Source organism: Paraburkholderia sp. GAS42 (assembly GCF_050436565.1).
GTDB lineage: Bacteria > Pseudomonadota > Gammaproteobacteria > Burkholderiales > Burkholderiaceae > Paraburkholderia.
Genome location: NZ_JBNDML010000004.1, coordinates 211,151 through 234,018, shown reverse-complemented (window position 1 = coordinate 234,018; position 22,868 = coordinate 211,151). Strand labels below are relative to the sequence as shown.

Sequence of the window (22,868 nt, the reverse complement as noted above, 5' to 3'; positions counted from 1 at the left end):
GGAAGAACATGCTGATACGCCCCCCCATAAGCTCGCGTCCCGCTGAGCCGGCGCTGTTTGCTCGCGCGGCCGGATGCGAACGATATCGCGTGGCGGGCGGCGGCCTCACGGTCGTCGCGCTCACGCCCGGCGATACTTTGCAGATCATGGATATCGAAGGCCTGCAGGCCTGCGAACTCATGGCTTTCGATGCACATGGCGAAGCGGCGCCGGCCGCGCTCGAACTACAAGCGTCTGCGGGCGCTTCGTTCATTGCGAGTCTGTTGCATAACAACGCGGCCTCGCATGTGCTGACCGGTCTGCTCAAGCGTGGCGTCGAAGCGAGCGCATTGCAGTCCGCGGCGACTATCTGGAGCGGCGACACACCGGCGGGCTATACGCGAAAACTCATTGCCTCCGAAGCGCTGCTCGTCATCGTCGCCGCGCCGGGTGCCGCAAGGGCGATCGATTCGCAGAACCCGCCCACCGGCTTGCGTCTCACGATCGATCGCGCGAATCCCGCGCTGCTCGCCGCGCCGCCGCTTCCCGCACCATTGGCGGACACGCTGAACGACTTCACGATCCAGCCCGGCACCGCCACCGCGTACACGGTGCGCGCGGGAGAATACATTCAGGTACTGGACGTCGCGGGTCGGCAATGTTCGGATTTCGTCGCCTTCGATCTCGCCGCGCTGGACAGAAACAAGGAACTCGACCTCGACCAGACCGTGACGAGAACGCTGAATGGCAATGCGTATCCCGCTCCCGGCCTGTTCTCGAAGTTCTTCAATCGAAACATGCAGCCCATGCTCGAAGTCGTACGCGACACGGTGGGCCGTCACGACTCATTTGCACTGGCGTGCGCGGCGCGCTATTACGAAAGCCAGGGCTACTTCGGCCATAGCAACTGCAGCGACAACATGAGCCACGCCCTCGCCGCTTTTAACATGGCGCCGCGCCCCGGCTGGCCCGCGATCAATTTCTTCTTCAATACCGGCATCAACGCACATCAGCAAATGACGCTCGATGAACCGTGGTCGCGTCCAGGTGACTACGTGCTGATGCGCGCGCTGACCGACCTCGTGTGCGTGAGCTCGTCCTGTCCCGACGACATCGACCCCGCGAACGGCTGGAATCCGACCGATATCCAGATCCGCGTCTATCCGAACAAGGAACGCTTCTCCATTGCCATGGCTACCCGAACCACGCCCGATGCCGAACCGGTACTGACCCGCGAGTCAGGCTTTCATGCAAAGACGTCCGCGCTCACCCGGCATTTCACCGACTATCGCGGCTGGTGGCTGCCCACGCACTACGAGGGCTTCGGTACCGTCGAAGAATACTTCGGCTGCCGGGAGCGCGTCGCCATGATGGATCTGTCTGCGCTTCGCAAGTTCGAGATCATCGGTCCCGACGCGGAAGCCCTGTTGCAATACTGTTTGACGCGTGACGTCCGGCGGCTCGCGGTCGGCCAGGTCGTGTATTCGGCGATGTGCTATCCGCACGGCGGCATGCTCGACGACGGCACGCTGTTGCGCCTCGGCCCGGACAATTTCCGCTGGATTGGCGGCGAAGACTACGCCGGTGTCTGGCTGCGCGAGCAGGCGGCGGCGCTCGGCATGAAAGTGTGGATCAAATCGGCCTCGGACCAGATTCACAATCTGTCGATTCAGGGACCGCTGAGTCGCGAGTTGTTGAAGCAGATTGTGTGGACGCCGCCCACCCAGCCGGCACTCGATAACCTCGGCTGGTTCCGCTTTCTGGTCGGCCGGCTCGACGACTACGAAGGCTGTCCGATCATGGTCTCGCGCACCGGCTACACCGGCGAACTCGGCTATGAAGTCTGGTGTCATCCGCAGCATGCCGTACGTGTGTGGGACCGCCTGTGGTCGGCTGGGCAACCGCTAGGAATGGTTCCGCTCGGACTGGACGCGCTCGATATGCTTCGCATCGAAGCCGGACTGATCTTCGCCGGCTACGAGTTCACCGACGAAACCGATCCGTTCGAGGCAGGCATCGGCTTCTCGGTACCGCTGAAGAGCAAAGCCGACGACTTCATCGGCCGCAATGCTTTGCTTGCCCGCACCGCGCATCCGCGGCACAAGCTGGTCGGACTCGAACTCGCCGGCAACGAACCCGCGCATCACGGAGATTGCGTGCACGATGGGCGCGCGCAGATCGGCGTGGTCACGAGCGGCGTGCGTTCTCCGATCCTCGGCAAGAACATTGCGCTGTGCCGTATCGATATCACCTATGCCGAACCGGGAACATGCTTGCAGGTCGGCAAGATCGACGGGCATCAGAAACGCATCGACGCTCAGGTCGTGGCGCCGGTCTTCTACGACCCGGACAAGCGCCGTGTCCGCGCTTGAACGGCTGCAGCACGGGCCCCGGCGTGGGCAATGGCGCGCGGCTTGCGCCAGGTAGCGCGGCGGGGCCGCGCCACCAACCCGCTCAATGCCGCATCAAGGACCACAACAGCAGCGCCAGCAACAGCATCACGACCACCTGCCAGAACAGCACCGGATCGCTCTCGAGCAAGGGCTTGCGCCGGATCGGCGCCATCGCGTCTCGACCGCTCGAAAAACGTTCGAGATCAGCGCACACTTCGAGCACGTCCTGATACCTGCGCGCCGGATCGGGCTGCAGCGCTTTCTCCAGCACCAGCTCGAGCCATTGCGGCGCGTCCGGCCGGTACTGATAAAGCGGCACGCGGCCATTGAAGCCGTAGGGCAGCTTGCCGCCGCTGAACAGCCGGTACAGGGTTACGCCATACGCGAACACCTCGGAGCGCGCGTCGCCCTGTGCGCCCTTCATCAACTCAGGCGCCATATAAGCGGGCGAGCCCGGCGCGGCGTCGGGGCCCGGCAACTGCATGCCCGGCATATAACCGAAACCGAGATCGAGCAGGCGCGTGCTATCGCCCCGCATCACCAGCACGTTCTCGGGTTTGATATCGCGATGGAAGATATTGCGGCGATTCAGCACGTCGATCGAATGGCCTAGCTGCCGCGCGATCTCGAGCGCACGCGGCAGCGCCATGGGCTGAGGCGCCGCCAGCAGTTTTTCGAGCGTGACGCCTGCGCCGAGCGGCATCACCACATAGAGCCGGGTTTGCCGGTCGGCATCGACCGGCATCGGCGCGAGCACGCCATCGTCGTCGATCTTGCCTGCCAGCCAGCGCTCGCGCACGATCGACTGCCGCACGTTCTCGTCCTGCTCGACACGCGGCTTGGGAAACTTGAGCGCCAGCGGCGTGTTCGGCTCCGTTAGATCGTAGCCGGCGAAAATCCGCGAATAGAAGCCATCGCTCAACACGCTCTTGAGCAGATATCCATCGACCACATCGCCGGCATCAGGCACCGCCGGAATCGGCAAGGCGCCGACCACCCGCTCAAGGTAACCGACATCGAGCAAAGGCAGGGCGCCCACATCGAGCACCGCGCTCGTCACGTCGTCCTGCGAGCCGCGTGTGACCGCCAGCGCGCCGAGCCGGCGCGCAGTTTCGAGCGCACCGCCGCGCGCCGCCAGCGCCGTCTGCAGTTCGCGCATCGGCACCCGGCGATAGAGCCCGTCGGAGCACATCAGCAGGCGGTCGCCCTCGCGCAGCTCAAGAGTTTCGATGCGAGTCACCAGCGTCGGAAGCATGCCGACCGCATGCGCCACATAAGAACCGAAGGCGACCGGCACCACATCGTCGTCACCGATCTGGATCAGTTGGCCATCGCGCAGCAGATAGAGCCGCACATCGCCGGCCGCTACCAGATACGCGGTTGCGCGGCGCACGATCAGCGCCGCAAAGGACGCGGCCATCTGCTTCAGTGCGGGGTCGACGCGGCCGATCTGATGCAGCCAGCCGTGTATTGCCTCAAGCGCGCGCGCAGCGGCCACGCCGGGCTGCAAGGTGTCGGCGAGCCCGTAATAGGCATCGATAAAGGTCCGCACCGAGAGTTCGGCCGCGACCCGCCCGCCCGTGCTGCCGCTCACGCCATCGGCCAGGGCAATCACGCTGCCACGCGCAGCGCGTGCCGCCAGATCGCCGAGCATCACGCCGACATAGTCTTCGTTGATGTGATCCTGCCCGCGGGCGCGGGCAGGGAAAGAAACACAACCGATCTCGAGAGCGGCGCACTCGCCGCGCTCCGGCCGCAACTGCAGATCGATTTCCTGGCCGCCCATTCCGCGACCGCTAGCGGGCCTTCCCTCTGGATCGTCTGGCATCCGGCCCGTGTTCGGTGCGGGCAAGCTATCCTCGGAGAAGGGTTCACTCATTTACTTTTTGCCGTGGGTCATCACGTCGCTTGTTTCCAGATCGTGCTCGATCTTCTCGAGCACCTGCGGCGAGCGCTTCTTGAGCATCATCAACCAGACTGCGCCAACCAGCATATACGCAACGAACAGATAGGGCAGGATGTTATACGGATAATCGGGCACCGGATACACGCTGCCGATCACCGCACCGACCATCGCCAGTGCGCCGAGCACGCCCCACACGACGTTGCTCGTCTTGAGCTCGCCCTGCTTCTTCAGATAAACCGGTGCCGCGATTGCGACCAGGAAATACACGACCAGGAAGCCAAAGGTCGCAAACGTACTGGTATAGCCGAAGGTGTTGAGCGGCCCCGTGCCGAGCATCGCGATGCACACCACGAAGGTCACGATGGAGGAAAACGCAACGGCGAGGTACGGTGTCTGGTGCGTGCGGTGCACCATGCCCATCGAGCGGTGCACGAACTGATAGCGGCCCATCGAATACAGCAGGCGGCTGGACGAGTTGATGCACGCAAGCACGCACGAAAACGCGCTGACCGAGGCAATCAGATAAAACACCGGACCGAGCGGCGAGGCGCCGACGCTCGTGAGCAAGGTGCTGAGCACAGCCGAATCGCCGCCGAGCCTGGCTGCGTCGTCGTGGTAGGCGATCATCATCGAATAGGCCACAAACATGAAGAACAGGCCCGACAGGATCACGCACCAGACCACCGCACGCGGAATGACGCGCAGAGGGTTCCTGGTTTCCTGGCCGAGCGAGGCCGCGCTCTCGAAACCCACGTACGAGAAGATGCCGAGCACCATGCCCTGTGCCATGCCCTTACCGCTCACGCCCTGCAGCCCCAGTTGCGTATGGTCGATGATATGGTCCGGATGCAGTGCGAGCACATAGATCAGCACACCGCCCACGATCACCACCGAAGCGGCTTCGATTGCCAGCGACAGGCGCGAGGAGAGCTTCACGTCACGTGCCGAGAAGAACCAGGCCAGGCCGACAAAGATCGTGTAGACCGCCCACGACGGGATATTGATGCCCCAGGCCGAAAAAGCGTTCTGCACGAACACTACGCCTGCGGCGCCAACCCCCATTGCAGTGCCCACGTAAGCCGCGATCAGGCCCCAGCCGGCAATGCCACCCGCCATCGGCCCAAGCGCGCGCGAGATATAGATAAAGAACGAACCAGCCGACGCGATCCGGCTCGAGAGCGCGATGATGCTCATGCTCACCAGCAGCAGCCCGAGCGTCGAAAGACCATAAATCAACCATGTCCCCGCGCCGGCCAGCGCCGCGATCGCGGTCACGTTGATCGACGGCGTGAAGGTCGGAGAAAGGTTCGCGATGGATTGGCCGATGACCTCGGGAAAACCTAACGTACCGGCACGCAGGCCGCCGGATGATGCCGGCGCTGCTTGCGTGCTGCTTTGCGGAGTGCTCATGTTGGGTTCCTGATAGATTGGTGAATCGAGTTGAATGCACTCAACTCTTCCACAGTCAAAAATCTCGAAACAACTTAATTCATTCGGTCCATCCGGGAATCCACGAAGTACCCGCGAGCGGAATGCGCGCCATTGCCGCGGCCTCGACCGTCAGCGCGACCAGATCCTCCGGTTCGAGGTGATGGACGTTCTGCTTGCCGCACGCTCGCGCGATCGTCGTCAGTTCCATGTTCAGCGTCTTCAGGTAGTTGCGCACGCGGCGTGAACCTTCATCGGGCTGCACACGCTGTTCGAGCACCGCGTCCTGCGTGGTCACGCCGACCGGGCACTTGCCCGTGTGGCAGTGATGGCAGAAACCCGGCGACGTGTTCAGCGCCGCGTAGTCCGCCGCCGCCGAATGCAGCGCGCCGTTCTGAAAGTACGTATCGCTGTTGCAGCCGAGCGCCATCAGCATGCCCTGCCCGATCGCCACTGCGTCCGCGCCGAGCGCCAATGCTTTCGCCACGTCAGCACCGGTGCGAATGCCGCCCGAGACGATCAGTTGCACCTGGCCTTTCATATTCAGATCTTCGAGCGCGTCCACAGCCTGGCGAACCGCGGCCAGCGTCGGAATGCCGACGTTCTCGATGAAGCAGGTCTGTGTCGCCGCCGTGCCGCCCTGCATCCCGTCGATCACCACCACGTCCGCGCCCGCATGCACCGCGAGCTTGACGTCGTTGAACGTGCGGGTTGCGCCGACCTTTACGTAGATCGGCTTCTCCCAGTCGGTGATTTCGCGCAGTTCCTGAATCTTGATCGCCAGATCGTCCGGGCCGGTCCAGTCCGGGTGACGGCTCGCCGAACGCTGATCGACGCCGGCCGGCAACGTGCGCATCGAGGCGACACGCGGATTGACCTTCTGCCCGAGCAGCATGCCGCCGCCGCCCGGTTTCGCGCCCTGACCGATCACGATTTCGATCGCATCGGCGCGGCGCACGTCGTCCGGGTTGAAGCCGTAGCGCGACGGCAGGCACTGATAGACCAGCGTCTTCGACGAGCGGCGTTCTTCCTGCGTCATGCCGCCGTCGCCGGTAGTGGTCGAGGTGCCCATCGCGGTCGCGGCCTGGCCGAGCGCTTCTTTCACGTTCGCGGACAGCGCGCCGAAGCTCATGCCGGCAATCGTGATCGGAATGTCGAGCACCACCGGCTTCTTGGCGAAGCGCGTGCCGAGCACTGTCTGCGTCGCGCATTTCTCCCGATACCCTTCGAGCGGATAGCGCGACAGCGAGGCGCCGAGAAACAGCAGATCGTCGAAATGCGGTACGCGGCGTTTCGCGCCCAGACCGCGAATTTCGTAGAGGCCGCGCTGCGCGGCGCTGTGGATATAGTCGATCGTCTTGCGGTCGTAGCCTTGCGACTCTTCCTGCTGCAAGCGGGCGAAGTGAACGGGTTTGGCTTCCATGGGAACCTTCTTCGAGAGCGTGTGTTCAATATTCCTGGTTCGCGTCGGCGTTCCAGTGATAGAGCGTGCGAGCGGAGGCGATCCGTTTGAACGACGCCGGGTCGTGGTCCATGCCGGCGGCGGCGAGCAAAGCGCGTACCGCGTCGATATCCGCCTGCGTCATCTGCTCGTACTGCGCGTCCGCGCCGAGCGATTTCACTTCGCCGCGCACGTACAGCACCGCTTCGTAAAGCGAGTCGCCGAGCGCATCACCCGCATCGCCACAGATCACCATGCGGCCCGCCTGCGCCATGAACGCCGAGAAGCTGCCCACCGAGCCGCCCACCACGATGTCGCCACCCTTCAGCGAAATACCGCAGCGCAGGCCCGCATCGCCGTCGATCACCAGCAGGCCACCGTGCGCCGAAGCGCCCGCGCCGTTCGACGCGAAACCCTTCACATGCACCTTGCCGCTCATCATGTTTTCCGCGACGCCGGTGCCCGCGCTGCCGTCGATCTCGATCGTCGCGTGTTTGTTCATGCCGCCCGCGTAATAGCCGGCGTGACCGGCGATCGTCACTCGCACCGGCGCATCCACACCGACTGCGAGGTTATGCGCGCCGTTTGGCGCGACGACCGTCACCGCCTGGCCCTCCAGTTCGCTCGCCGGTTTGTGCAAGAACTGGTTCAGCTCACGGACTGTCGTGCGCTCCAGATCGAAAGTCAGGCTTTCCATACATACATCTCCTCAGGTGCGGGTTCGAAGACCCTGGCGTTTTTGATATCGGGCAGATGCGCGAGCGAACGGAACTCGGAAGCGATAGCGACGTAGTCGTCGTTTTCCGCGACCACCGCCGGCTTGCACGCGAACGGATCGCGAATCAGCGCGAGTTCGGTCGAGGTGCCCATCAGGAACGTGTAGAAACCGTCGAGTTCTTCGAAACCCTTCTGCAATGCCACCGGCAACGTGTCGCCTTCCCGCAGCCGCCATTCGAGAAAGCGGCAGGCGGCTTCGGTGTCGTTGTCGGTATCGAAGTGAATGCCTTGCGGTTCGAGCTTGCGGCGCACGCCATGCGCGTTCGACAGCGAACCGTTGTGGACGAGGCAGAAGTCGTCGCCGGCCGTGAACGGATGCGCGCGGTCGGGCGTCACCGCCGATTCCGTCGCCATGCGTGTGTGGCCGACCAGGTGCGAGCCTTTCAGGTTCGCAAAGTCATAACGCCCGGCGACTTGCGACGGCGAGCCAATATCCTTGTACAGATCGATCGAGCGGCCGCTCGACAGCAGATACAGCTTCGGATAGCGCTCGCGCAGCCACGTCTTCACGCGCTCGACATTGCCTTGCACCGTCAGTACCGCATGATTGCCCTTCGCATCGACACGGGCGGTCACGTCCATCGCCGCGTTCAATGCGTCCAGCAGCGGTTGCCATGCGAAGTCCGCGCCTTCGTCGGTGAAGCCCGCGTAGATGCTCAGCTTGCGCTGACTCGCATCGACCTGTTTGCCGAACACCGCGAGGCCCGCCGAATCCGGTCCGCGTTCGGTCATGCCGATCAGCATCGGCACCATCAGTTCGCCGAGCCGTTCGCGCAATGCCGGCGTCTTGACCAGCAAGCCTACAATTCCGCACATAGTGCTTCTCCTTAGAAAAATTCGAGGTAGGTCTTCAGTTCCCAGTCCGAGACGTGGCGCATGTATTCGAGCCACTCCATCCGTTTGAGCTTGAGGAATTCATTGGCAACCGGGCCGAGCGCGTCGCATATCATGCGGTCGCTTTCGAGCGCATCGAGCGCCTGCTCGAGGTTTTGCGGCAGCACGCCGATGCCGTGTTCGGAGAGTTTCGCGGGCGACCACTCGTAGAGGTTCTCGTTAGCCGGTTCGCCCGGTGACAGACCACGGTCGATGCCGTCCAGCCCCGCGGCAATCACGGCCGCCGTCGCGAGATACGGATTGCACGCACCATCCGGCAACCGCAGTTCGATGCGCTCGCCGGGCATGCGCACCATCGTCGAACGGTTGTTGTCGCCGTAGCTGATGTAGGCCGGCGCCCACGTTGCGCCTGTCAGCGAGCGGCCAACAACGAGGCGCTTGTACGAGTTCACCGTCGGATTGCACAGCGCGGTCAGCGCCGGTGCATGCGCGAGCAGGCCGGCCGTGAACTGGTAGCCGAGCGACGAAAGCCCCATGCCAAGCTTGTCGGCAGCATCGGCGAACAGGTTGCGTTCGCCGTCGCCGATCGACATATGCATATGCATGCCATTGCCGGGGCGGTTCGCGAACGGCTTCGGCATGAACGAGCAGATCATGCCGAGTTCATTGGCGATCTCGGAGGCGGCCATCTTGAAGAACACGTAGTGATCGCACGACGTCAGGCAATCGGTGTACGTGTAGTTGATTTCGAACTGCCCGTTCGCATCTTCGTGATCGATCTGATAGACGTCGATCCCGACCGCGCGCATCGATTCGGTGAGCTTTTCCAGGAAGACGCGCGTACGCGAGAGTCCCTTGTAGTCGTAGCACGGCTTGGCGAGCGTATCGCTCGGATCGCATGGCTCCAGGACGCCCGATGCCGAACGGCGCAGCAACGAGAATTCCGGTTCGAGACCCGTGAAGAGCGTCCAGTTGCGCTCGGTCATCCGTGCGACCTGCTTCTTCAAGGTCACGCGCGAATCGTATTGCCACGCTTCGCCATCCACATGACCGTCGCAGACGATCCGTGCCAGGCCCGGCTGCCACGGCACCAGCGTGAGCGTCGCCAGATCGCCGACGGCCATATAGTCGGGGCCGTTCGGCTCGATACCTACGCCCCAGATCGCAAACCCCGCGAAACCGGCACCCGCTTTCAACACGCTCTTCAGATGACTGACCGGCACCGATTTCGCCTTGGCCACGCCGTGAATATCGACAAACTGCGCCAGCACGTACTTCACGCCCTGCTGCGTCAGATAAGCTTGCGCCTCTTCCGCCGAGCCGAAGCGGGGCACGCATCCGAGTTCGTTGACCGGCAGCTTGCTCGCATCGTTCAGGTTCATCGCCACTCCTTGCAACAACATCCTTTGTGGTTTGGAAAAGCCACACGCAACGCATGTGACCAGGCTATGCAACACGCTTCCGAACGCCGGTTTCGGCGCGCTTCAAGCTTGTCTTCAATCAAACAGAAACTTTATTGGTGCGCAACTAAGCTTCCCACTGTGAAACTCTTCGCACGCGACCCGGCGCTGCAATCTGCTACGCTTCCCTTTTCCGTGAGGCCTACATGCAAACCGGTGAAGACAATAAAACGCCGCTCGAGCGCTACCTCGGCATCACCATCCGCGAACTACGCCAGCGTCACGGCCTGACGATCGCTCAGGTCTCCGCGCAGGCCGGCATCAGCCGCGGCATGCTTTCGAAGATCGAGAACGCGCAGACCTCCGCAGGTCTCGAGGTGCTCAACCGCATCGCCCAGGCGCTCGGCGTTTCGCTCTCCACGCTGTTCCGCAATTTCGACGTGCCGCAAGGCGGTGCACAACTCGTCAAAAAAGGCGCCGGCATGGAGGTGGTCCGCAAAGGCACCAAACGCGGTCACACCTATCACCTGCTTGCCTACGACCAGGGTCCGCGCAAGCTCTTCGAACCCTTCCTGATCACGATGGAGGACGAGGCTGAACGTTTTCCTGTGTTCGAGCACCCGGGCACCGAATTCATCCACATGCTCAAAGGCGTGATCGAATACCGCCATGGTCAACAAACCTACATCCTTAATCCCGGCGACACGCTCACCTTCCAGGGTGAGATACCGCACGGTCCTGAGCGTCTGATCAAGACGCCCATTCAATTCCTGTCGATCTTTGTGTATCCGCAGTCGAGCGCTGACTGATCGCTCGCTGCGGCCGTCGCAGTCGACGCCTCTATCAATGCAACGTTTGTGCCATGTTTATCTGAGTGAATCAAAGATTCCCACCAATAAACGCTTTGGGCGCCATGCACTGTTCCCGATATCGACGCTGAAAGGCTCATCAGCCTGACTGCGGTGCACATCGTCGTTGTGACTGGTGCGACTTTGCACAAAAACGAGGTGTGCGGTTAAGCAGCGTTAAAAGCAACGCTTATACAAACGGGCGCTATTCAGCGCAATGCATCATCCGGCAGATCGGGCAGCGCCCGCGCCAGCGACGGCTGGATCGCGTTGTCCAGCACGCCGCGCGTCAGCATGACGATGTCGGCGGCGAACTGATCCCATTCACCCTGGCGGTGCAACAGAAAGAAATCGCGCCGCCCAAGACGGCTCGGCGGCAACGGCATCACCGCGATATCGTCCAGATAGTGTCGTGCCTGCCACAGACACAAGGGCGTCGAAATCGCAAAACCCACGCGAGCCGCCACCAGACTCAGCAGCGGATCGGTCGCATCGAACTCGTAACGCCGCGGACTGTTGATACCCAGATGTCGCGCGAAACGCTCGATCTGCTGGCCGATCACTGAGCGCGCCGTATAGCGGATCAGTGGCAGTTCGAGCGCGAGCGTGCGCCAGTCCATATTGCGGCGCCCGCCCAAGTGGCTACGCGCAACCACCACCACGAACGCCTCGGAAAACAGCGGCACTTCGACGATCCGTGCGTCGTTCAGCGTGGTCTGCGTGCAGATCGCGATATCCAGTTCGCGGTCGTGCAACTGTTTGCTCAGGCTCGGCGTGAGACCGGACCACATCGAAATCTGCCGCTCTGAATTCGACACCGCGCGAATCAACTCAGGCCCAACAGTGGCCGCGAACGAATCGACGCAACCCAGGCGCACCGGCATCTTGCCGGTATGCGAGGCATCGCCGATACGGGCGCTCACCATCTGCGCGTGTTCGATCAACGGCCCCGCCAACTCCAGCAACGCGCGCCCCGCTACATTCGGGCGCGGCGGACGGCTCTCGCGATCGAACAGCGTCAGGCCCTGATCGCGCTCCAGCGCGGCAATCGACTGGCTGATGGCGCTCTGGCTCACGCCGAGCTGCTTCGACGCGCCCGTCATCGAGCCGCTGTCGCAGACAGCCACAAAAGCCTGCAACGCGCGCAGATCGATCGGGGTCGGGGTTCGTCTCATGAAATGCTCCGCTCGCGTGGGTGACATGCCGGTCATCCTGTGCGGTACGACAGCATGGTGCCGAGGTTCGCAGGGTTGGTGTGCAGGATGAGAAATTGCATTGGCTCGCCATAAGTTTGCCTAATACAAAATTGGCGCGGCCAACGTTTTCCTAGAATTCGCCTCATTGCCCACACAGAGGTCCACATGAGCCACTACGATTTCATCGTGATCGGCGCTGGTGTCATCGGCGCGTCGGTCGCCCATCATCTCGCCGCCCTGGGCGCGCAAAGCGTGCTGGTTATCGAACAGGGCACGATCGGCGCGGGCACCACGTCACAGTCGTCCGGCCTGTTGCGCACGCACTATTCGGTGCGCCAGAACGTGGAACTCGCGCGCTCCTCGTGGTGGGCATTCAATAACTTCGCCGAGTATCTCGGCGATGACGAAGCGTCCTGTGGTCTCGTCAAATGCGGCTATCTGATCTGCGCGCCCGACGGCGACAAGCTGGAACCGCTGCGCGCCTCGCTCGCCGCGCAGCAGGATATGGGCATCGAAGTGCAACTACTCGACAAGGCGCAGGCGCACGAGCGCCTGCCGATCGCGAACTTCGACGACGCCGCGCTGATCGGCTATGAACCGGAGGCGGGTTTTGCGGATGCCTATCTGGTGGCGACCGGCTTCGCCCGTTCGGCGCGCCGCCGCGGTGTCAAGATCATGGAAGGCGTGACGGTCACGGGCATCGTCCGCGAAGGACGCCGGATCACCGGGGTCGCAACCAGCGCGGGCAACTTCAGCTGCGGCACCCTGATCAGCACGCAGAACATCTGGACGCCGGAACTCGCCGGCTGGATCGGTGTGCCGCTGCCGGTCAAGCCGGAGCGTCACACGGTGCTCGCACTCGAATGCCACGGCGCCGCGTATTCGTTCAAGATGCCCGCGTTCAAGGACCTCGGCTCGGCCGGCATGCTCTATTACCGCAGTTACGGCGGCAGCCAGATGCTGGTGTCGGAAGGTGTGGTGGGCGAAACGCTGAATTCGCCGGAAACGGAACAGGGCGATATCTCGCTCGACTATGTCGCCGAAGTCGGCGCCCAGGTGGCCGAACGCTTCCCGGCTTATGAGGCCGCGGGGCTGGCTTCGTCATGGACCGGTGTGTACGACGTGACGCCCGACTGGAATCCGGTGTTGGGCAAGGTCGGCGATATCGAGGGTCTCGTGGTCGGTTTCGGTTTTTCGGGGCACGGCTTCAAGCTGTCGCCGGGCATCGGCAAGATCCTCGCCCAACATGCGCTCGGCCTGCCCACCGATGTTTCCCTCGCGCCCTACGCGCTCGACCGGTTCGCAAGTGGCGCACTGCTGGTGGGCAAGTACGGCTCGGGCGCGGTCTCCTGATCGAAGGATGCTCCCGTCATGACAATCAACATTCTGGTTCCAGTCAAGCGCGTCGTCGATGCCAACGTACGCGTGAGGGTCTCGGCGAACGGTTCGATCGACACCACCGGCCTCAAGATGTCGCTCAACCCGTTCGACGAATGCGCGGTCGAAAAGGCATTGCAACTCAAGGAAGCCGGCGTTGCGTCGAAGGTGACGGTGATCACGTGCGGCACGAAAGCCAGCCAGGACGTCTTGCGCACGGCGCTGGCAATGGGCGCGGACGATGCCGTGCTGGTCGACACCGCAACGGCGACTTCCACGCTCGATTCTCTGGCGGTGGCGCGTCTGCTGAACGCTCACATGGCGAGTCGGGAATACGGCCTCGTGCTGTGCGGCAAGCAGGCGATCGACGGCGACATCGGCGGTGTCGCCGCCATGCTCGCCGCCCTGCTCGACTGGCCGCAGGCGTTGAACGCAGGCGCACTCTCGGCGGATGGCACAGGCTGGTCCGTCATGTGCGAAGACGACACCGGCACGGCGACGTGGCTGCTCGAGGGTCCGGCTGTCGTCAGCGCGGATCTGCGCCTCGCCGACCCGCGCCGCGTGACCTTGCCGAGCATCGTCAAGGCGAAGCAGAAGCCGCTCGCGATCGTGGACGCCGCCACGCTGGCAATCGATCTGACGCCCCAGAGCCATATCGTCAAGCTCAGCGATCCGCCGGTCCGCCAGCCCGGCATCAAGGTCGCCGACAGCGCCGCGCTCATCGCAGCGCTCACAGAACGGCGCGTATTCGATCAGGCAGGAGTCCCCGCATGAGAAGCCTTGTCGTAGCTGAAAGCGAAAACGGCCGCCTTGCCGAAGCGACGCTTCGCGTTATCACTGCGGTGATGCAACGCGGCCTGCCGGTCGATGTGTTCTTGCCGGATGCCGCGCTTGCATCCACGGTCGAAAGAATCGCCGGTGTCGAGCGCGCTCTCGTGATGGCTGGCGCGACGAGCGAGGACGTTGTGCCTGAAACGCTCGCCGCGCAGTTGTACGCGATGCACGGACCGTATTCGCTGATCGCCGCGAGTCATCGGACGCTCGGCCGTAGCGCCCTGCCGCGCGCCGCGGCGCTTGTCGGCGGTGCATTCATTCCAGATGTGATCGCCGCGGAAGGCGAAGGCGCGTTCGTGCGCAGCCTTTATGCGGGAAGCGTCATCGCCAACGTGAACACGGCCAGCGCCGTGACGTTCGCGACATTTCGGGCGTCGTCGTTCGCGCCGGCGGCCGACAGCGGCGGCAACGGGCAACGCGTGACGCTCGAACCGGCTGCGGGCTTTAGCCGGACGAAGCTCGTCGAGCGCCAGGCATCGGCACAGACCGGCCGCGAGCTGCCTGACGCGCGGATCGTCGTCGCGGGCGGGCGTGGTCTGGCATCGAAGGACAGTATGGACCGGCTCGGCGAACTGGCGGAAAAGATGGGCGCGGCGCTCGGCGCATCGCGGGCCGCGGTGGATGCCGGCTACGCGCCGAATACCGCACAGGTCGGGCAAACCGGCAAGATGGTCGCACCCGACGTCTACCTTGCATTCGGCATCTCCGGCGCGATTCAGCATCTGGCCGGGATGAAGGACTCGAAGACCATTGTCGCAATCAATAAAGATCCGGACGCGCCGATCTTTTCGGTCGCGGACATCGGGCTCGTCGGCGATCTGTTCGAGGTGGTGGGCGAGATCGAAGCGCATGTCGGCGCGGGAGGCACGAGCCGATGACACTTCATCTGTCGGGCGCGTCAACCTCATTGGCCAATGACAAGGCATCGCCGCATCCGGCTACGGGATCACAGCCTGCAGTACGTTTTTTCAATTGCGCCAGTCTGGTGCACGAACCGTGGGCGAACGGCGGCGGCGTTACACGGACCATCGCACGCGGGCCCGAGGATGACACGGGCGTCCATTGGCGCGTCAGCCTGGCAACGCTGAGTGGCGCGGCCAGGTATTCGCAGTTTCCCGGATTCGATCGAACGCTGGTGCTGCTCGATGACGGCTCAGTCGATCTGCATTCGCAGGATGGCCAGTTAATCGCCCACGCGGGGCAACCGGTTCAGTTTTCCGGCGATCTGCATGTGTGGGTCACGTTGGCCGCCAGGCCGGTTCATGTGCTCAATGTCATGACACGGCGCGAGGCGTGCCGCGCGACCGTCAGCATCCACACGCATTCGTTGCGCGTGACGCCCGCAGCCAGTCAGTTGCTGTTATCAGTCGACGGTCAATGGACGCTCTCCAGTTCTCTGCTTCGCAACGTCTCGCTGGCGCCGATGAATGGAATATGGCTCGAAAAACGGCACGAAGCGCTGGATCTCAGTCCGCTCGGACCGGGTGCGAAACTGCTGTCGATCGCGATTGAACCGCTGGCGGACCGCTAGGAGAACCCTATGGCAAGCAACGCACTGATCGAACAGTACGGCCCGCGCGAGTCGATCGAATACGACGTGGTGATTGTCGGCGGCGGCCCCGCTGGGCTGTCCGCGGCGATCCGTCTGAAGCAGCTCGCGGCCAGGAAAGGCGTCGAGATTGGCGTGTGCGTACTAGAAAAAGGCTCGGAGATCGGGGCGCATATCCTGTCGGGCGCGGTGATGGATCCGCGCGCGATCACTGAACTGATCCCCGACTGGAAGGAAAAAGGCGCGCCACTGACGGTGGACGTGACCGAAGACAAATTCCTCTTCCTCACCGAAACCGGCTCGAAGAGCGTGCCCACCTGGGCGCTGCCGGATAACTTCAAGAATCACGGCAACTACGTGATCAGCCTCGCAAATGTGACGCGCTGGCTCGGGCAGCAAGCTGAAGCGCTGGGTGTGGAGATTTTCCCGGGCTTTCCGGCTGCTGAGATTTTGTATCACGACGATGGCTCGGTCAAAGGTGTCGCCACTGGCAATCTGGGTATCGGCAAGGACGGCCAGCCGACCGAGAATTTCCAGCTCGGCATGGAGCTGCACGCGAAATACACGCTCTTCTGCGAAGGCGCGCGCGGGCATCTGGGACGGCAGCTGAACGACCGGTACAAGCTGCGTGACGGCGCCGATCCGCAGGTCTACGGCATCGGCATCAAAGAGCTGTGGGAAATCGATCCGGCCAAGCACAAGCCAGGGCTGGTGATCCACACGGCCGGCTGGCCGCTCGAGAGCGACACCTACGGCGGCTCGTTCCTCTATCACATGGACAACAACCAGGTGATGGTGGGCTTTGTCGTGGGGCTCGGCTATTCGAATCCGTATCTGTCGCCGTTCGAGGAATTCCAGCGCTACAAGACGCATCCGTCGATCCGCGCGTTTCTCGAAGGCGGCAAGCGGGTGTCGTACGGCGCGCGGGCAATCACCGCGGGCGGCCTGATGTCGCTGCCGAAACTGGTATTCCCGGGCGGTGCGCTGGTCGGCGACGATGCGGGCTTCCTGAATGCATCGCGGATCAAGGGTTCGCATGCGGCGATCAAGACCGGCATGCTGGCGGCCGATGCGGCATTTGAAGCCGTGCAGGCTGGCCGTCAGGCGGACGAACTCGCCGCCTATCCGGAAGCGTTCAGGACGTCGTGGCTGCACACCGAACTGTACCGTGCGCGCAACTTCAAGCAGTGGATGAGCAAGGGCCTGTATCTCGGCACGCTGATGGTGGGGCTGGAGCAGAAGGTGCTGGGCGGCAACGTGCCGTGGACGCTGCATCACCAGCATTCCGATCACGAGATGCTCAAGCCCGCATCGCAATGCAAGCCGATCGTCTATCCGAAGCCCGATGGCAAGCTGACGTTCGACCGCCTGTCGTCGGTGTTCATCTCGAACACCAACCATGAAGAGAATCAGCCGGCGCACCTGACGCTGAAAGATCCGGGCGTACCGGTAAACGTGAACCTGAAGACGTATGCGGGGCCGGAGTCACGCTTCTGCCCGGCAGGTGTCTACGAGTTCGTGAAGAACGATCAAAACGAAGACCGCCTGCAGATCAACGCGCAGAACTGCGTGCACTGCAAGACGTGCGACATCAAGGACCCGACGCAGAACATCGTGTGGGTCACGCCGGAAGGCGGTGGCGGACCGAACTACGCGAACATGTGAGCGCCGCAAAAAAGGCGGCTTCGGAGTTCGAAGCCGCCTTTCTTATGCATTCACGCATTCGCCACCAGCGATTGCACGGTCCCTTTTTCGACATCGCCGACATAGATGCCAAACGCATCTTCGGTCCGCTCCTTCACGTAGCGGCGCAGCATCGACTGCACGGCCGGGTCGCGAATCTCGTTCCATGGTATCGCGTCGAGCGGCACATAACGAACGTCCGCGACTGCCGGCGCGTCGTCGACCACGCGCCCGCGATAGTAGATGTGCGTGACGCCCTTCTCCTCGAACACCGCGAACAGAAAATCGAGGTTGACGTTCAGTTTCAGACCGTCAAGCACGCCGCGCAAACTCGTAGCGTCCGCCAGCGGTTCGAGCCGCGTGCCGGTAGGCAACTGCAATCCGCTCGCGGTCCTGGTCAGCACGAGCCCTCTGGCATGTTCGAGAATCGCACCGACCTGCGCACGTTGGCCAGTCGCCGCCAACGCTTCCTGCGACAAACTGAAATCCACATACGCGCCGCGGCAATACCCTAATGGCGTCGCGCTGGAATGCGTGAAGTCCACCACGCGCCCGATCAGGATGATGTGATCGCCGGCGTCCACCACCTGATGCGTCTCGCAGTCGAAGCTCGCCGCTGCGCCGTCCATCACCGGGCTGCCGGTGCGCCGCGCGTGCCACGCGACCTGTGCGAACTTGTCCGCGCTCTTCGACGCGAACACGCCCGACACCGGCCGCTGATCTTCCGCAAGCACACTGACCGCAAAACGCTGCGTCTGCGAAAACACCGGATGGCTCGACGCGGTCCTGGCGATGCACACGAGGATCAACGCGGGATCGAGCGACACCGACGTGAACGAATTCGCTGTAAAACCGCGCGGCGTGCCATCCGGCTGGATCGTCGTCACCACCGTCACGCCGGTGACGAACGCGCCCAACGCGCGGCGAAACTCGATGACGTCAAAAGAAGAATCGGTCATGGTGCTGCTCCTCAGGACTGACGGCTCGCATCGCGAATAAAGTGCAGAAGCCGCTGATTCACAATCGACGGCGCGGTAACGTTCATCATGTGCCGTTCGTTGGCAATAATCTCGGCGCGGCCGAGCGGCGCTGCGGCCGCCATTGACTCCGACATCGCCGGACTCGAATTCGGATCGCATTCGCCGGTCATGAACAGCGCCGGTATCGCGAGTTGCGGCAAGCGGCCCAGATGCGCCTGGTCCGAACTCGCAAACAGCCGGTACGTGCGCGCATAGCCTTCGAGATCGACGCTCTCCAGCAACGAGCGCACGAGCTCCGCGACGTTCGCCAGATGACCCGGCACCGGATCGTCGAACCAGCGGGCGATCGTGGCATTGATGCTCGGCTGGTCGAGCCCGCCGTTCAGCGACGCCGCGCGCTGCATGACGGCGGCCCGTTGCGACGGCGTGCGGTCGTACACCGCGTTGAGCGCGGTGACGCTCGTCACCCGCGACGGGTAACGCAACGCGAATTCGAGCGCGATCAGCGAACCCATTGAATGACCGACGACATGCGCCGTCCTGATGCCGAGGTGATCCAGCAGCGCCAGCAACTGCGCCGCGTATTCGTCCAGTTGCGGCGACGCGGCCGGCAGCCGGCTCGCCCCGTGTCCCAGCATGTCGTAGCTGACGACGCGAAAGTGCGCCCTCAACGCTGCGACCTGCGGTTCCCACACGCAGCGATTCATCCCCACGCCATGGATCAGCACGAGGACATCACCCTCGCCGGCCACGCTGTAGGCCGTGCCGTCGAACACGCCGCTCATCGACGCATTTGCGATGTCGGTTTCACGCTTCATTGGAGCCCAGCTCCTTCAGATCCTGATAGCGGTCGCCGATCCGGTGGTGCGGCCGCCCGCCAATCGACGCGCCGAGCGCAATCACGAGTTCGTCCGGCGCAGGCGCGTCGACGATCGAAAACTGGATGGTCAGGTAGTGCGAGCGCATGCCTTCGTCGCCCTTGTGCATCAGCGGGATCGTGACCGGGCAGTTCGGGCCGCCACGCAGGTTCGTGAAGCTCAGATAACTTTTGGCGCCGACCGCTTCGCGAAACTTGTTGCCAAAGCGCAGCGTATGAATCAGCGCCGATGCGTGCTCGACTTCACCCGACGTCCCGACGATCGCCGCCTTGCCGTAACCCTCCACCGCTTCGCCGGAACCGGCGATGCGCAGAATCTCGGCCGTCAGCACTTCACCGAGTTGCGGCCCGAGCGCGTGAATCTCCGGCTTCAGGTCCTCGACGAAGCCGCGCCCGGCCCATGGATTGCGCAGCACCGCCGCAGCCGCGAACAGTTTCAACGGCCGGGGTGCGGCTTTGCCGCCTTCGATGAACGTGTCTTCCACATAGGTGACCAGCTTGCGAATCTCGAGCTTCATCAGACTTCCTCCGGAGACAGGTGCGCCTTGGCTCAGTGCGCGACGCGTTGGAAGTATTATGGTATTCCATATTAGCGTATGCAAGATTTTTCATCCCGATGACGGGTTTACGAGACTCTCCTTCGATGCACGGACGAAAAAAAACCGTCGCGCGCGACGGTTTTTCTGACGAACGAAACGAGGTGTTCAGGCGCTTTCGCTTTGATCCGTGACCTGCTCGGCGAGCGCGGCCATGGCGATGGCTGCCGTGCGCCGCACATGCTCGAACGACGCGGCAGCGGCCGCAGTGCCGTCCTTCTTTGCAATCGCGGTCAACAGCTTGTTCATTTCGCGATTCGAGTCCACGCCGCGCCCCGGCGACGAGATCGTCACCGAACGCAACTGGTTGATGCGGCCGTTCAGCGATTTGACCACCTGATGCATCATCAGCTTGTGGCCGCCCGTGAACATCGCTTCGTAAAAGCGTTCGGTGTAAGCCAACACCCGGCGGAAGTCGGACTTGTCGAAAGCGTCTTCGATTTCCTTGCGGATTTCGCGCAACTGCTTCACGAGCGCGGGTGTTGCAAGCTCGGCGCAGGCCCGCGCCGCCTCCGACTCGAGCAACGCCCGAATCTCGTAGATTTCCTGCACCTGTTCCGGGTCGAGCCGCGCGACGATGGGACCGGAATGCGCGACCGTCTCCACCAGCCCTTCCGTTTCCAGATGGCGCAGCACTTCGCGCACCACGGTGCGGCTCACGCCAAGCTGATCGCACAATGTTCGCTCGATCAACCGGTCGCCGGGACGATAAAAGCCCTGCGAAATGGCCTCGCGCAGCTTCTCGAGCGTGAGTTCGCGAAGGGTCGGTGCACTACGGTCAACGCGCATCTGTTCGATCATGGCGAGCTTCCCAAGCGAGATTCTGGGTCAGTTGGTTTTTGGAATACCATAGTATCGCACAGTCGTCGGCTACGGACCGCGATGCCGCGCGTCATGCGGGAAACACCTGCGCGTGGGCGCGGTCCCAGTCGAGCCAGGCTTGCGCGCCCACCGCGAGTCCCGCCTCGTGGGCGCCCGCCGCTGTGCGCACCGCGATCTCCTGCTGCCAGGGCGTCGCCACCGAATAGTGCATCGTGTCGCCCAGATACGTGATGTCACGCACGACGACCGGCAAGCCATCGTTCGCCACGTGCGGCGCCTGCACGCGGATACGGATCTGTTCGGGCCGCAGCATCAGCGCGCCGCCGTCGCCCGCGTTAAGCGCGCGGTCGCAGCCCGCGATCGGCACCGGCCTGCCGTTGGGGAACACCGCATGCGAGTCCGAATGGCCGCTGGCCAGCGTGACCGGCAGGAAGTTCGAATTGCCGATGAAGCTTGCCACGAAGCGCGACGCCGGCTTTCGGTACAGATCCTCACCCGTACCGACCTGCTCGATGCGCCCTTTGTTGAACACCGCGATCCGGTCGGACAGGCGCAATGCCTCTTCCTGATCATGCGTCACGTACAGGATCGTGACACCGGTTTGCTGATGAATGCGCCGCAGTTCGGTCTGCAGTTCCTCACGCAGCTTCTTGTCGAGCGCGGACAGCGGCTCGTCCATCAGCAGCACCGGCGGATCGTAGGCCAGCGCACGCGCAATCGCGACACGCTGTTGCATGCCGCCCGACAACTGCCCGGGCATCCGGTCACGGCAATCGGCCAGATGCACGAGCTTGAGCATTTCATCGACTTTCGCACGCACTTTCGCCTCCGCCCAGCGTCGCACGCGCAACGGAAACGCGACGTTCTCGCCGACCGTCAGATGCGGAAACAGCGTGTAGCGCTGAAACACCATGCCGATGTTGCGGCGGTTCGGCGCGACCGACAGCAGCGGCTTGCCGTCGAGCAACACACGGCCGTCGGTCGGCGACTGGAAGCCCGCGACGATGTACAGCGTGGTGCTCTTGCCCGAGCCAGACGGCCCGAGGAAAGTCATGAACTCGCCCTTCTCGATGTCGAGCGACACCTGATCGATGGCGACGACCTGATCGTAGGTCTTGCGAAGACGCTGAATCTGCAAAAACGGTGAGCTCACGATTTACCTCTCTTCAGTACAAGGCTCAGCAACATCAGGACGACGGTCAGACCGACGAGCAATGACGACGCGGCGGCGATCACCGGTGTCAGATCCTGCCGCAGCGTGCTCCAGATGCGCACCGGCAACGTCTGCAGCGTCGGGCTGGCCATGAAGATCGACACGACGACCTCGTCCCACGACGCAAGAAACGAGAAGATTGCCGCCGCGAACAGGCCGAGCCGGATACCCGGCAGCGTGACGCGCCATTTCACTTCAAGCGGCCCGGCGCCGCAGATCAGCGCGGCATCCTCGAGCGACGTGTCGAAACTTTCCAGCGAGTTGCTGATCGCGATGATCGAAAACGGCAACGCGATGATCAGATGGCCGATCACGAAACCGACCAGCGTGCCGGTCAAGCCGATACGCAGGAAGAAGCCATACAGCGCGACGGCGAGCACGACGACGGGCAGCACCATCGGCGTCAGAAAGAACGCCTTGAGCAAGGCACGTCCACGAAAATTGCCGCGTGTCAGCGCCAGCGATGCGAGCAGCCCCAGCACCACCGAAAGCACCATCACGACGAGCCCCAGTTCGACGCTCGTCAGCAGCGAGTCGAGCCAGCCCGGATCGGCAAACAGCGTGCCGTACCACTGCAGCGTCCAGCCGGGTGGAGGAAACATCAGCCATTGCGAATTGCCGAACGAGAGCGCGACGATGAACAGCACCGGCAGCAGCAGGAACAGCGACACCGCGCCGCCGACGCTCAGCAACAGCCAGCGCAACGGGCCAAGACGATCGAAATCGAGCAGCATG

General features: G+C 63.1%; 20 protein-coding genes. 7 read left to right on the top strand and 13 right to left on the bottom strand.

All coding sequences use genetic code 11. From position 1 onward, the window contains the following. Positions 1-8: 8 nt before the first annotated feature. The gene (locus P3T16_RS08390) at positions 9-2,351 is read left to right on the top strand and encodes a DUF1989 domain-containing protein (protein ID WP_429341872.1); all 2,343 of its coding nucleotides are present in this window, start codon (positions 9-11) and stop codon (positions 2,349-2,351) included. Between the two features lie 82 nt (positions 2,352-2,433). Here the strand turns inward: P3T16_RS08390 and P3T16_RS08385 are convergent, their stop codons facing one another. From P3T16_RS08385 to glnT, 6 genes are all read right to left on the bottom strand, one after another. Beyond that, the gene (locus P3T16_RS08385) at positions 2,434-4,251 is read right to left on the bottom strand and encodes a bifunctional protein-serine/threonine kinase/phosphatase (protein ID WP_429341871.1); all 1,818 of its coding nucleotides are present in this window, start codon (positions 4,249-4,251) and stop codon (positions 2,434-2,436) included. Beyond that, positions 4,252-5,688 (bottom strand): APC family permease, encoded by a 1,437-nt coding sequence (locus P3T16_RS08380; RefSeq protein WP_429341870.1) that lies wholly within the window; start codon positions 5,686-5,688, stop codon positions 4,252-4,254. 79 nt (positions 5,689-5,767) lie between these two features. Beyond that, positions 5,768-7,129 carry an FMN-binding glutamate synthase family protein gene (locus P3T16_RS08375; protein ID WP_429255963.1) on the bottom strand — a complete coding sequence of 454 codons (1,362 nt, stop codon included), beginning with the start codon at positions 7,127-7,129 and terminating at the stop codon, positions 5,768-5,770. 25 nt (positions 7,130-7,154) lie between these two features. Continuing rightward, positions 7,155-7,844 carry a protein glxC gene (locus P3T16_RS08370; protein ID WP_429341869.1) on the bottom strand — a complete coding sequence of 230 codons (690 nt, stop codon included), beginning with the start codon at positions 7,842-7,844 and terminating at the stop codon, positions 7,155-7,157. Then, positions 7,832-8,740 (bottom strand): class II glutamine amidotransferase, encoded by a 909-nt coding sequence (locus tag P3T16_RS08365; protein WP_429341868.1) that lies wholly within the window; start codon positions 8,738-8,740, stop codon positions 7,832-7,834. The genes P3T16_RS08370 and P3T16_RS08365 overlap by 13 nt, the downstream gene beginning before the upstream one ends. An 11-nt stretch (positions 8,741-8,751) precedes the next feature. Next, entirely contained in the window at positions 8,752-10,140 is a 1,389-nt protein-coding gene (gene glnT / locus P3T16_RS08360) for a type III glutamate--ammonia ligase (protein WP_429341867.1), read from the bottom strand. 224 nt (positions 10,141-10,364) lie between these two features. Between glnT and P3T16_RS08355 the strand changes: the two genes are divergently transcribed. Further along, on the top strand, positions 10,365-10,967 hold the full coding sequence (locus tag P3T16_RS08355) for a helix-turn-helix domain-containing protein (protein WP_429255967.1): 603 nt from the start codon (positions 10,365-10,367) through the stop codon (positions 10,965-10,967). Positions 10,968-11,215: 248 nt separating this feature from the next. Here the strand turns inward: P3T16_RS08355 and P3T16_RS08350 are convergent, their stop codons facing one another. Continuing rightward, positions 11,216-12,181 (bottom strand): LysR family transcriptional regulator, encoded by a 966-nt coding sequence (locus P3T16_RS08350; RefSeq protein WP_429341866.1) that lies wholly within the window; start codon positions 12,179-12,181, stop codon positions 11,216-11,218. Between the two features lie 186 nt (positions 12,182-12,367). On the opposite strand from P3T16_RS08350, the gene P3T16_RS08345 reads away from it, so the two are divergent. The 5 genes from P3T16_RS08345 to P3T16_RS08325 are packed head-to-tail and all read left to right on the top strand — an operon-like array spanning position 12,368 to position 17,627. Beyond that, positions 12,368-13,555, top strand: coding sequence for an NAD(P)/FAD-dependent oxidoreductase (locus P3T16_RS08345; protein ID WP_429341865.1), 1,188 nt, complete (start codon positions 12,368-12,370; stop codon positions 13,553-13,555). Between the two features lie 24 nt (positions 13,556-13,579). Next, positions 13,580-14,353 carry an electron transfer flavoprotein subunit beta/FixA family protein gene (locus tag P3T16_RS08340; protein ID WP_429342053.1) on the top strand — a complete coding sequence of 258 codons (774 nt, stop codon included), beginning with the start codon at positions 13,580-13,582 and terminating at the stop codon, positions 14,351-14,353. Next, positions 14,350-15,291 carry an electron transfer flavoprotein subunit alpha/FixB family protein gene (locus tag P3T16_RS08335; RefSeq protein WP_429341864.1) on the top strand — a complete coding sequence of 314 codons (942 nt, stop codon included), beginning with the start codon at positions 14,350-14,352 and terminating at the stop codon, positions 15,289-15,291. Before P3T16_RS08340 ends, P3T16_RS08335 begins: the two co-directional genes overlap by 4 nt. Beyond that, positions 15,288-15,944: a HutD/Ves family protein gene (locus P3T16_RS08330; protein ID WP_429341863.1), complete on the top strand. Its 657-nt coding sequence runs from the start codon at positions 15,288-15,290 to the stop codon at positions 15,942-15,944. Before P3T16_RS08335 ends, P3T16_RS08330 begins: the two co-directional genes overlap by 4 nt. 9 nt (positions 15,945-15,953) lie before the next feature. Beyond that, the gene (locus tag P3T16_RS08325) at positions 15,954-17,627 is read left to right on the top strand and encodes an electron transfer flavoprotein-ubiquinone oxidoreductase (protein ID WP_429341862.1); all 1,674 of its coding nucleotides are present in this window, start codon (positions 15,954-15,956) and stop codon (positions 17,625-17,627) included. A gap of 50 nt (positions 17,628-17,677) precedes the next feature. On the opposite strand, the gene P3T16_RS08320 is transcribed toward P3T16_RS08325, so the two are convergent. The 6 genes from P3T16_RS08320 to P3T16_RS08295 all read right to left on the bottom strand — a co-directional run bounded on the left by P3T16_RS08320 (position 17,678) and on the right by P3T16_RS08295 (position 22,867). Continuing rightward, positions 17,678-18,604, bottom strand: a complete 927-nt coding sequence (locus P3T16_RS08320) for a flavin reductase (protein ID WP_429255973.1) — start codon at positions 18,602-18,604, stop codon at positions 17,678-17,680. Between the two features lie 11 nt (positions 18,605-18,615). Further along, positions 18,616-19,443, bottom strand: a complete 828-nt coding sequence (locus P3T16_RS08315; protein ID WP_429255974.1) for an alpha/beta fold hydrolase — start codon at positions 19,441-19,443, stop codon at positions 18,616-18,618. Further along, positions 19,433-20,020, bottom strand: coding sequence for an amino acid synthesis family protein (locus P3T16_RS08310; RefSeq protein WP_429341861.1), 588 nt, complete (start codon positions 20,018-20,020; stop codon positions 19,433-19,435). The genes P3T16_RS08315 and P3T16_RS08310 overlap by 11 nt, the downstream gene beginning before the upstream one ends. A 186-nt stretch (positions 20,021-20,206) precedes the next feature. After that, entirely contained in the window at positions 20,207-20,899 is a 693-nt protein-coding gene (locus tag P3T16_RS08305) for a GntR family transcriptional regulator (RefSeq protein ID WP_429255976.1), read from the bottom strand. Between the two features lie 91 nt (positions 20,900-20,990). Continuing rightward, positions 20,991-22,073 carry an ABC transporter ATP-binding protein gene (locus P3T16_RS08300; RefSeq protein ID WP_429341860.1) on the bottom strand — a complete coding sequence of 361 codons (1,083 nt, stop codon included), beginning with the start codon at positions 22,071-22,073 and terminating at the stop codon, positions 20,991-20,993. After that, positions 22,070-22,867, bottom strand: coding sequence for an ABC transporter permease (locus tag P3T16_RS08295; RefSeq protein WP_429341859.1), 798 nt, complete (start codon positions 22,865-22,867; stop codon positions 22,070-22,072). Before P3T16_RS08295 ends, P3T16_RS08300 begins: the two co-directional genes overlap by 4 nt. Between the last annotated feature and the right edge of the window lies 1 nt (position 22,868).

Bases quoted from the DNA above. Each gene is read 5' to 3' on its own strand.
- glnT (WP_429341867.1), bottom strand. From the start codon at position 10,140: ATGAACCTGAACGATGCGAGCAAGCTGCCGGTCAACGAACTCGGATGC.
- P3T16_RS08380 (WP_429341870.1), bottom strand. From the start codon at position 5,688: ATGAGCACTCCGCAAAGCAGCACGCAAGCAGCGCCGGCATCATCCGGC.
- P3T16_RS08310 (WP_429341861.1), bottom strand. From the start codon at position 20,020: ATGAAGCTCGAGATTCGCAAGCTGGTCACCTATGTGGAAGACACGTTC.
- P3T16_RS08370 (WP_429341869.1), bottom strand. From the start codon at position 7,844: ATGGAAAGCCTGACTTTCGATCTGGAGCGCACGACAGTCCGTGAGCTG.
- P3T16_RS08375 (WP_429255963.1), bottom strand. From the start codon at position 7,129: ATGGAAGCCAAACCCGTTCACTTCGCCCGCTTGCAGCAGGAAGAGTCG.
- P3T16_RS08315 (WP_429255974.1), bottom strand. From the start codon at position 19,443: ATGAAGCGTGAAACCGACATCGCAAATGCGTCGATGAGCGGCGTGTTC.
- P3T16_RS08325 (WP_429341862.1), top strand. From the start codon at position 15,954: ATGGCAAGCAACGCACTGATCGAACAGTACGGCCCGCGCGAGTCGATC.
- P3T16_RS08320 (WP_429255973.1), bottom strand. From the start codon at position 18,604: ATGACCGATTCTTCTTTTGACGTCATCGAGTTTCGCCGCGCGTTGGGC.
- P3T16_RS08365 (WP_429341868.1), bottom strand. From the start codon at position 8,740: ATGTGCGGAATTGTAGGCTTGCTGGTCAAGACGCCGGCATTGCGCGAA.
- P3T16_RS08390 (WP_429341872.1), top strand. From the start codon at position 9: ATGCTGATACGCCCCCCCATAAGCTCGCGTCCCGCTGAGCCGGCGCTG.
- P3T16_RS08335 (WP_429341864.1), top strand. From the start codon at position 14,350: ATGAGAAGCCTTGTCGTAGCTGAAAGCGAAAACGGCCGCCTTGCCGAA.
- P3T16_RS08295 (WP_429341859.1), bottom strand. From the start codon at position 22,867: ATGCTGCTCGATTTCGATCGTCTTGGCCCGTTGCGCTGGCTGTTGCTG.
- P3T16_RS08355 (WP_429255967.1), top strand. From the start codon at position 10,365: ATGCAAACCGGTGAAGACAATAAAACGCCGCTCGAGCGCTACCTCGGC.
- P3T16_RS08350 (WP_429341866.1), bottom strand. From the start codon at position 12,181: ATGAGACGAACCCCGACCCCGATCGATCTGCGCGCGTTGCAGGCTTTT.
- P3T16_RS08330 (WP_429341863.1), top strand. From the start codon at position 15,288: ATGACACTTCATCTGTCGGGCGCGTCAACCTCATTGGCCAATGACAAG.
- P3T16_RS08385 (WP_429341871.1), bottom strand. From the start codon at position 4,251: ATGAGTGAACCCTTCTCCGAGGATAGCTTGCCCGCACCGAACACGGGC.
- P3T16_RS08305 (WP_429255976.1), bottom strand. From the start codon at position 20,899: ATGATCGAACAGATGCGCGTTGACCGTAGTGCACCGACCCTTCGCGAA.
- P3T16_RS08345 (WP_429341865.1), top strand. From the start codon at position 12,368: ATGAGCCACTACGATTTCATCGTGATCGGCGCTGGTGTCATCGGCGCG.